This is a genomic window from Sphingomonas segetis, assembly GCF_009720245.1.
Lineage (GTDB): Bacteria > Pseudomonadota > Alphaproteobacteria > Sphingomonadales > Sphingomonadaceae > Sphingomicrobium > Sphingomicrobium segetis.
Map to the genome: position 1 here is coordinate 1 of NZ_WJSQ01000125.1, position 8,014 is coordinate 8,014.

Sequence of the window (8,014 nt, forward strand, 5' to 3'; positions counted from 1 at the left end):
GCAGGCAACCCAGCCCGTGTGGCAGCAGCCGCCGCTCCATGCGCAGCCGGAGCCGGTGCAGGTCGCCTATGCACCGGCGGCGCGCGGGGCGACTGTCCAGAACGCCTCCGCGCAGACCCGCGAGCCGCGCATCTGGCTGCAGCTCGCCAGCGGCCGCGACAGCGGTGCGCTGTCGCAGCAGTTCGCGCACCTCAAGTCGCGCTACGACAAGCTGTTCGAGGGCATCACCGCTTATGTCGCCGAGGGCGGGGACCGCGACCGCCTGCTGGTCGGCCCGTTCCGCGGTTCGTCGGATGCGCGGATTTTCGCCGATGACCTTCACACTGTCGGCATCGACGCATTCCGCTGGACCAATTCCGCTAGCGACAGGATTGTGCCAATCGCGGTGGAATGAGCCTTCCGTCCGGCGTCGCCGCCAATCCCGCCACATCCCGCGGCCGCCTTCATCCTGAACAGCGCTCCGGCCCGCGCGGGCCGCGCGACATCTTCCAGCGCGACCGGGACCGCATCGTCCATTCGGTTGCCTTCCGCCGCCTGCGCCACAAGACTCAGGTCTTCATCGCGCCGGACGGCGACCACTACCGCGTCCGCCTGACCCACAGCCTCGAGGTCGCGCAGATCGGCCGGACGATGGCGCGGGCGCTCGGGCTCAACGAGGATCTGACCGAGGCCTTGTGCCTCGCCCATGACCTCGGTCATCCGCCGTTCGGCCATGCCGGCGAGGATGCGCTCGACGCCGCGCTCGTTGGAGCGGGCGGGTTCGACCACAATGCCCACACTATCCGTATTCTCACCCGGCTCGAAAACCCGTATCCCGGCTTCGACGGGCTGAACCTGAGCTGGGAGGCGCTCGAGGGCCTCGCCAAGCACAACGGCCCTGTTGCGGCGCCTACCTGGGCGCTGGCCGAAGCCAATGCGGAACGCGATCTCGAGCTCGGCACCTGGCCGGGCCTGGAGGCGCAGGTCGCCGCTATCGCCGACGACATCGCCTACGACAATCACGACATCGACGACGGGCTGCGCGCTGGCTTGCTCGACATCGACGAGCTGGTCGAGCTGCCGATCGTCAGGCGCCTGTGGGATGCGATCGGGGAGCGGCACCCGGGAATTACACTGGAGAAGCGCCAGCGGGCGCTGGTCCGCGACATGATCGGGACAATGGTCGGGGATGTGCTAGCCGAAACCGAGCGGCGCGTTCGCGACGCGGGCGTCGAAACGATCGAGGAAGTGCGCGCCGCCGGGCGCCAGCTCGCCGGCTTTTCCGATGCGCTCGCCGCCGAGGAGCGCGAGCTCAAGCGCTTCCTCTACGCCCGGCTCTACGGCCTGCCCGAGCTGATGCCCATCCGCGAGGAGGCGCAGCGCGTCGTCGCCGACCTCGCCGCCGCTTACCGAGCGGATCCCGCGCTTCTCCCACCCGATTGGCGCAGCGGCGGCGACCGGGTCGAACAGCTCCGAACGCTGGGCGACTTCATCGCCGGAATGACGGACCGCTTCGCCATCGCGCGGCACGAGGACATCGTCGGCAAGGTCAACCTGCCGGCCGGCCGCTTCTAGCGCGTGACGCGCGGCGGCGGCTGCGCTACGGGGCACGCCTTCCAGCATTGGTGAGCCGAAGTTGAGCATCTACGCCCAATATGCCGCGCTCCTCGACGGAGTGCTCGACGAACTGGTTTCCGAGGGCGTGCTCCCGGCGGAGTTCGACCGCGGACATGTGACGGTCGAGCCGCCGCGCGATCCTGCGCACGGCGACCTTGCGACGAACGCCGCGATGGTGCTCGCCAAGCCCGCGGGGACGAACCCGCGCGCGCTTGCCGAGCTGATCAAGACCAAGCTCGCCGCGCTTCCGCCGGTGACCTCGGTCGAGATCGCGGGGCCGGGCTTCATCAACCTGCGGCTCAACCCCGACGCGTGGCGCGACGAGCTCAGGACGATTCTTCGCGAGGGCGAGGAATATGGGCTGTGCTGCGTCGGCGACAACGAGCGAGTGAATGTCGAATATGTATCGGCCAACCCGACGGGGCCGCTGCACATGGGCCACTGCCGCGGCGCGGTCGTCGGCGACAGCCTCGCCCGTATCCTCGAGGCGGCGGGTTTCCGGGTCACCAAGGAATATTATGTCAACGATGCCGGCGCGCAGGTCGATACGCTCGCCCGCTCGCTGCACCTCAGGTACCGCGAGGCGCTCGGCGAGGATATCGGCGACATTCCCGACGGCATGTACCCGGGCGAATATCTGAAGCCCGTCGGGATCCTGATGGCCGCGGATTACGGCGATGACCTCGTCGAGGCGCCCGAGGAGCAATGGCTCCCGATCTTCCGCAAATGCGCGATCAAGGCGATGCTCGACCTCATTCGCTACGATCTGGCTCTGCTCGACATCCATCACGACATTTTCTCCTCGGAAGCCGAGCTTCAGCGCTCCGGCGCGGTCGACGAGGCGGTGCAGATGCTGTGGGACAAGGGCCTGGTTTACGAAGGCACGCTCGAGCGACCCAAGAGCCTCGATCCCCACGACGAGTGGGAGCCGGTTGAGCTTCCGCTGTTCCGTTCGAGCCAGTTCGGCGACGACCAGGACCGGGCGATGAAGAAGGCCGACGGGAGCTGGACCTATTTCGGCTCCGACGCAGCCTATCACTGGCAGAAGGCGCAGAACGCCGACCATCTGGTCAATATCTGGGGTGCGGACCACGCAGGGACAGTGAAGCGCGTCCAGGCGGCGGTGAAGGCGCTGACCGACGGCCGCGTCGACCTCGACGTCAAGCTGATCCAGATGGTGCGCCTGTTCCGCGGCGGCGAGCCGGTGAAGATGAGCAAGCGCGCCGGCGACTTCATCACGCTGGCCGAGGTCGTCGAGGAAGTCGGCAAGGACGTGGTGCGATTCATGATGCTGACCAAGCGCGCCGATACGCCGCTCGACTTTGATTTCGCCAAGGTGGTCGAAGCGTCGAAGGACAACCCGGTCTTCTACGTTCAGTACGCGCACGCTCGGATCAGCTCGCTGAGGCGCAAGGCGGGCGACGCGGGAGTCGACCTCGCCGGCAAGGCGGATTTGGCGCTGCTGGACGACGAAGAGCTCGCGCTGGTCAGGCGCGCCGCGCAATATCAACGCGTGCTCGAAAGCGCGGCGCTGACGCATGAGCCGCACCGCATCGCTTTCTACCTCTACGATCTCGCGGCCGAGTTCCACGCATTGTGGAACCGCGGCAACGACGATCCCGACCGGCGCTTCCTCGTTGAAAACAATCCACAACTTTCTCGGGCGCGTCTGGAACTTGCCTTCGGCGTCGGGCAGATCGTCAGGAGCGGCCTCGCGCTGATGGGAGTGGCGGCGGCCGAGGAGATGCGCTGATCATGACCGACAGCCGGGCGGCACTTGGCTCAGACCGGTTGCCGTGGCTTACCGACGAACCGAAGGCCAAGCCGGCGGCGCGGAAGGCGTCGCGTTCGAGCCTTTGGGCCCCCGCCGCCGCAGGATTGCTGCTTGTCGTCGCGGGCGGATCCTACTGGCTCGGTACCCGCTCGGCCGACGAGCAGCCGCGCACGGCGGGAACGAGCCGTGCCGTCGTCGCGCCGCTGCCCGAAGCGCGGACGCTGCCGCCGCAGCAAGAGGTAGAGATCACACCACCGAAGGAGGTGAACCCGGCGCCGGCACCCGAGGTCCGCTCGGCCCTCCAGCGAGAGCTTCCGGTCGAAAAGCCGCGGCCGATCAGGCGTATCGTCGTCGAAAATCCGGAGGCGCCCGCGTCCGAAGCTCCCGGCAGGAGCGGCAGCGTCGGTTCGTCACCCATGGCGAAGGCGGTCGCTCCTCCGGCGGCAAAGCCGGCCGCGAATCTCGACGCAAAGCCTCTGAAGGCGTGGCCCGCGTGGAAATCGCAGGGTGCGAAGGGCCGGATCGTCCGCATTGGCGCCTTCGCAAGCCGCCAGCAGGCCAAGCTCGGCTGGCGCCGAATGGTGCAGGCCTATCCCGCCGTCGCGCATCTCAAGGCTACCGTCGTCGGCGATCGCAATTCGCGCGGCCGCCATTTCTACCGTTTCCAGATCGGTACGACCTCGCAGGCGCATTCCGAAGTGCTGTGCCAGCGGATGGAGAAAATCCGCTTCAGCTGCGCCGTCGTCGGCCTGCCGTGGGACCCCGACGGGGTCGAACGATGAGCGACAGCCGCTCCTACGGCGAGCAGCTCCCCTGGCTCCAGCCGGTGGAAGACGAGGACGAGCCGCGCGGGCTTTCCGCGCGCAAGATGCTCGCGGCGCTCGCCGTCGTGCTGCTCGCGGCGCTGATCGTGGCTGCGACCTTCTTCTGGCTCGGCCGCCGCGACGCCGCGGTGAGCAGCGCACCCGAGTTGATCCAGGCGCCGCCCGGGCCATACAAGGTCAAGCCGCCCAATGCCGGCGGGCTCGATCTCAGCGAGCAAAGCCAGACGGCGTTCGAAACGAGTGCCGGCGAGGACCCGCACGCGCAGCTCGACACGAGCAAGCTGCCGCAAGGTGTGGTGGCGAAGCCGGCCGAGGATGAGAAAACGGCTGCTGCGGCCGAGACGAAGGCACCTGCCGCGGCGCCCGAGAAGGCGGCAGCGCCCAAAGCGACTGGCGGCACTGGCAGCGTCATCCAGCTCGGCGCATTCGCCAACCAGGCGCAGGCCGAGCGGGCGTGGATCGCGCTCTCCGCGCGCTTCCCGACGATTGCCGCGATGAACAAGATGATCGTTCCGTTCGCGCGCGGGATCCGGCTGCGCGCGGGGGCGCCCTCAGCAGCCGACGCGAAGCAGGCCTGCGCGACGCTCAAGGCGGCCGGCGAAAACTGCTTCGTCGCCGAGTAATCGCGTGCAGGCGGCGATCTACGGTATCGAAGCGCTCGAGCTGAGCGACGCCGAGCGCGACTTCTTCCGCGACGCGGAGCCGGCTGGCTTCATCCTGTTCAGGCGCAATTGCGAGACGCGCGAGCAGGTGCTGCACCTGACGGACTCGCTGCGCGACCTGATGGGCCGCGCCGACTTGCCGATCCTCATCGACCAGGAAGGCGGGCGCGTGGCGCGGATGAGACCGCCGGAATGGCCGGCATTTCCTCCCGCGGAGCGCTTCGCGCACCTCTACCAGGCCGCACCTTCATCGGCGATCGAGGCGGTCCGTTCGAACTCGCGGGCTCTTGCGCTGATGCTCCGCTCGGTTGGGGTGAACGTCAACGCCTTGCCGCTGCTGGACGTCAGGCAGGAGGGGGCGAGCGACATAATCGGCGACCGCGCGCTCGGGTCCGAGCCGATGCAGGTGGCGGCGTTGGGCCGGGCGGTGCTCGACGGCATGGGCTCCGCGGGCGTGGTGGGCATCGTCAAGCACATGCCAGGGCACGGCCGCGCACTGGTCGACAGCCACAAGGAACTGCCGGTCGTCGCCGCCAGCGCCGAGGAACTCGCGACGGACCTCGAGCCGTTCGAGCGGCTCGCGGGGGCGCCGATGGGGATGACCGCGCACGTCGTGTACGCGGCGTGGGACGTAGAGCGCCCGGCCAGCATGTCGCCGGTCGTCATCCGCGACATCATCCGCGAGCGGATCGGGTTCGGCGGCTTCCTGATGAGCGACGACCTCGGCATGGAAGCGCTTGACGGCGATTTCGCAAGCCGCGCGGGGGGCGTGGTCGCCGCCGGCTGCGACGCGGCGCTGCACTGCTCCGGCAAGATGGCGGAAATGGTCGAGGTCGCGGCGGCGGTGCCACCGATGAGTCCGGAAGGCGAGGCGCGGCTCGCGCGGGCGATGGCGACGACGATGATCGAACCGGAGGGACCCGACTTCGCCGAAGCGATCGCGACGCGCGACACGCTTCTTGCGCTCGCCTGAGGGGTTCCGTCCGCTTGCAGACGAGGTCCGCCCGTTTGTCGATGAATCGGGTTGTGGCGCGAAACTAACTTTTGGCAAGGGTGAGTAGCTTTCCCTGCCGTTCCTCCTCTCGAAGCGAGAAATCCGCCGATGCGATTCCTGCCGATTCTGTCTGCCGCCGCGCTGTTCGCCGCCTCATCCGCTCTCGCGCAGTCCGGGTCGGACAAAGCGAAGACCCCCGAAGCGCTGCACAGCGAGCAACTCGCGAAGGAGGCGAGCGAGGCCTGGGCCGACGCGCCGGTCGAGGAGCGGACGGTTTCGACCCATCACAGCATCGACGTCGCCGGCCGCGCGCTCAAATATACCGCGACCGCCGGGACGCTGACGATCCGCGATACGACCGGCAAGCCGCAGGCGAGCATCTTCTACACCGCGGACACGCTCGACGGCGTTCCGGGTTCGCGCCGGCCGGTGACCTTCTTCTACAACGGCGGGCCGGGGTCGGCCTCGCTGTGGCTGCGCATGGGTTCGTTCGGGCCGATGCGGATCCAGACGGGCAGCCCCGAATATATCCGCCCGGCGCCGTTCGACTTCGGCCCGAACCCCGATACCCTGCTCGGCACCACCGACCTGGTCTTCATCGACGCGCCGGGTACCGGCTATTCGCGCCCGCTCGGCGACGCCAAGGGATCCGATTTCTACGGCGTCGACCAGGATGCCGACGCCTTCGCCCGCGCGATCATGCGCTACATCACCAGGTTCGAGCGCTGGGACAGCCCCAAGTTCCTGTTCGGCGAGAGCTACGGCACCACGCGCTCCGGCGCGCTCGCCTACCAGCTGCAGGACCGCGGAGTCGCGCTGAACGGGGTCATGCTGCTGTCGTCGATCATGAACTACGGGAGGCGGCAGCCCGGTCTCGACCGAGACTATCTCAACTATCTGCCGAGCTACGCGGCGACGGCCTGGTACCATCACAAGATGGCCAACCCGCCGGCGACGGTCGAGGAAGCGGTGGCACAGGCGCGGGCGTTCGCTCAGGGGCCTTATGCCTCCGCGCTCGAAAAGGGCCAGACAATCAGCGCCGAGGAACGCGCCGCCGTCGCCCGGCAAATGAGCGCGCTCACCGGGCTTTCGCCCGATTTCATCGAGCGCGCGAACCTGCGCGTCGACCTGTCGCGCTTTCGCAAGGAGCTGCTGCGCGACGAGCGGCTGACTGTCGGCCGGTTCGACTCGCGCTATACCGGCGTCGACCCTGACGCGGCCGGCGACAGCCCCGATTTCGATGCGTCGGACGTGGCCATCAGCGGCGCCTTCGTCGGCACGATGCAAAGCTACATGGCGCGCGACCTCGGCTATCGCACCGACATGCCGTACCGGCTCAGCGCCAGCGAGCAGGACGGGTTCAAGTGGGACTGGACCCACCGGGCGCCGGGCTTCCGCTATTCGATGAACACGCCCAACACCGCGCTCGATCTCTCGGCCGCGATGCGCACCAATCCCTATCTGAAAGTGCTCTCGCTCAACGGCTGGTACGACATGGCGACGCCGTTCTTCGGGACCGAGTACGACCTCAACCACATGATGCTGGAGCCGGCGCAGCAGCACAACCTCGAGTATCGTTATTATCCGTCGGGGCACATGATCTACCTGAATCCCGACTCGCTTCACCGGATGCGGCTGGACGTCGAGGCTTTCATCAACGGCGCGATCGCCGACGCGCGGAGCGCTCCGCCTCCGGCCCGGCGGCGGGCGCGCTGACTTATCCACAATAGCGTGTGGCGCTGCCTTCGCAGCGCCACCCCGCATGGTATCATCCTGCCGTGGACGAGGAATTCGACGAGCGCCCGGTCCGGCAGTCGGACGAGCTGACGCTGAACCTCGACGGCTGGGAAGGGCCGCTCGATCTTCTGCTGACACTCGCACGCGCGCAAAAGGTCGATCTCGCGCAGATTTCGATCCTTCAGCTGGTCGAGCAATATCTTGCTTACCTGGCCGACGCGCGCGCGCTGAAGCTCGAGATCGCGGCCGACTATCTCGTGATGGCGGCGTGGCTCGCCTATCTGAAATCCTGCCTGCTGCTGCCCAAGGACCCCGAGGCCGATCCGAGCCCCGAGGAGATCGCGCTTCGGCTGCAGCTGCGCTTGCAGCGGCTGGACGCCATGCGCGAGGCGGGGGCGCGGCTGCTCGGGCGCGACCGCGTCGGCCG

At 68.0% G+C, this 8,014-nt stretch carries 8 protein-coding genes; all 8 read left to right on the forward strand.

Annotated elements, in window-relative coordinates; all coding sequences use genetic code 11:
- A partial coding sequence (locus tag GH737_RS11210) for an SPOR domain-containing protein (protein WP_196233119.1) occupies positions 1-394 on the forward strand: 394 nt, incomplete at its 5' end.
- Positions 391-1,554, forward strand: a complete 1,164-nt coding sequence (locus tag GH737_RS11215) for a deoxyguanosinetriphosphate triphosphohydrolase (RefSeq protein WP_155264904.1) — start codon at positions 391-393, stop codon at positions 1,552-1,554. The genes GH737_RS11210 and GH737_RS11215, both read left to right, overlap by 4 nt.
- A 61-nt stretch (positions 1,555-1,615) precedes the next feature.
- Positions 1,616-3,349 (forward strand): arginine--tRNA ligase, encoded by a 1,734-nt coding sequence (gene argS, locus GH737_RS11220; RefSeq protein WP_155264905.1) that lies wholly within the window; start codon positions 1,616-1,618, stop codon positions 3,347-3,349.
- A gap of 2 nt (positions 3,350-3,351) precedes the next feature.
- Positions 3,352-4,152 (forward strand): SPOR domain-containing protein, encoded by an 801-nt coding sequence (locus tag GH737_RS11225; RefSeq protein WP_155264906.1) that lies wholly within the window; start codon positions 3,352-3,354, stop codon positions 4,150-4,152.
- Positions 4,149-4,817 carry an SPOR domain-containing protein gene (locus GH737_RS11230; protein ID WP_155264907.1) on the forward strand — a complete coding sequence of 223 codons (669 nt, stop codon included), beginning with the start codon at positions 4,149-4,151 and terminating at the stop codon, positions 4,815-4,817. The genes GH737_RS11225 and GH737_RS11230 overlap by 4 nt, the downstream gene beginning before the upstream one ends.
- Positions 4,818-4,821: 4 nt before the next feature.
- Positions 4,822-5,829: a beta-N-acetylhexosaminidase gene (nagZ, locus tag GH737_RS11235; protein WP_155264908.1), complete on the forward strand. Its 1,008-nt coding sequence runs from the start codon at positions 4,822-4,824 to the stop codon at positions 5,827-5,829.
- A gap of 129 nt (positions 5,830-5,958) precedes the next feature.
- A complete protein-coding gene (locus GH737_RS11240; protein ID WP_155264909.1) occupies positions 5,959-7,566 on the forward strand; it encodes a S10 family peptidase in 1,608 nt (535 codons plus the stop codon).
- Positions 7,567-7,628: 62 nt separating this feature from the next.
- Positions 7,629-8,014, forward strand: a 386-nt coding sequence (locus GH737_RS11245; RefSeq protein ID WP_196233120.1) for a segregation and condensation protein A, incomplete at its 3' end; no start/stop codon positions are given.